The sequence below is a fragment of the Sphingomonas endophytica genome, from assembly GCF_001476895.1.
In the GTDB taxonomy this organism is placed as follows: Bacteria; Pseudomonadota; Alphaproteobacteria; order Sphingomonadales; family Sphingomonadaceae; genus Sphingomonas; species Sphingomonas endophytica_A.
On the sequence record NZ_LDTB01000199.1, the window covers coordinates 1 to 953 of the forward strand.

1 protein-coding gene is annotated in these 953 nt (G+C 66.8%); it reads right to left on the minus strand.

Annotation, left to right across the window (positions count from 1 at the left end; all coding sequences use genetic code 11):
- Positions 1-953 (minus strand): S41 family peptidase (locus tag NS334_RS16720; protein WP_058756996.1); only part of this gene is annotated, 953 nt, incomplete at both ends.

Below are 953 nucleotides of genomic sequence, written 5' to 3' on the forward strand. Positions count from 1 at the left end.
CTTCTGGATGCCGTGGAGGAAGTCGACGGCCGAGATCAGCTGCTTGTCCTTGGCCGGGTCCGGCGGGACGTAGGCGGAGGATCCGCCGCGCTCGTCGGTGTCCTTCTGCTTCAGGTGGCCCTTGAGCCCGGCCTCACCCTTCGTCTCGTCCTTGCCCTTGAGCTCGTCCGGCACGTCCTGCGTGACCTCGACGTCCGGCTCGATGCCCTTGGCCTGGATCGAGCGGCCCGACGGCGTGTAGTAGCGCGCCGTGGTGAGCCGGAGGGCGCCTGAGCCGCCGAGCGGGATGATCGACTGCACCGAGCCCTTGCCGAAGGAGCGCGTCCCCATGATGGTCGCGCGCTTGTGATCCTGGAGGGCGCCGGCCACGATCTCGGAGGCCGAGGCGGAGCCGCCGTTGACCAGCACCACGATGGGCTTGCCCTTGGTCAGATCCCCCGCCTTGGCGGAGAAGCGCTGGGTCTCGTCCGGGTTGCGGCCGCGGGTGGAGACGATCTCGCCGCGATCGAGGAAGGCGTCCGAGACCATCACGGCCTGATCGAGCAGGCCGCCCGGGTTGTTGCGCAGGTCGACGATGTAGCCCTTGATCTTGTCGGCACCGATCTCGCCGGTGAGCTTGTCGATCGCGGCCCGCATGCCGTCGAAGGTCTGCTCGTTGAACTGGGTGAGGCGGATATAGGCGACGTCGCCGCCCTCAATCTTCGAGCGCACCGGCTTGATCTTGATGACGTCGCGGGTGAGCGTGACGTCGATCGGATCCTTCGATTCCTTGCGGGTGATCTTGAGCTTCACGCTCGAGTTCACCGGGCCGCGCATCTTGTCGACCGCCTGGTTCAGGGTGAGGCCCTGGACCTGGTCGTCATCGATCTGCGTGATGATGTCGTTCGCGAGCAGGCCCGCCTTCGCCGCGGGGGTGTCGTCGATCGGCGTGACGACCTTGATCAGGCCGTCCT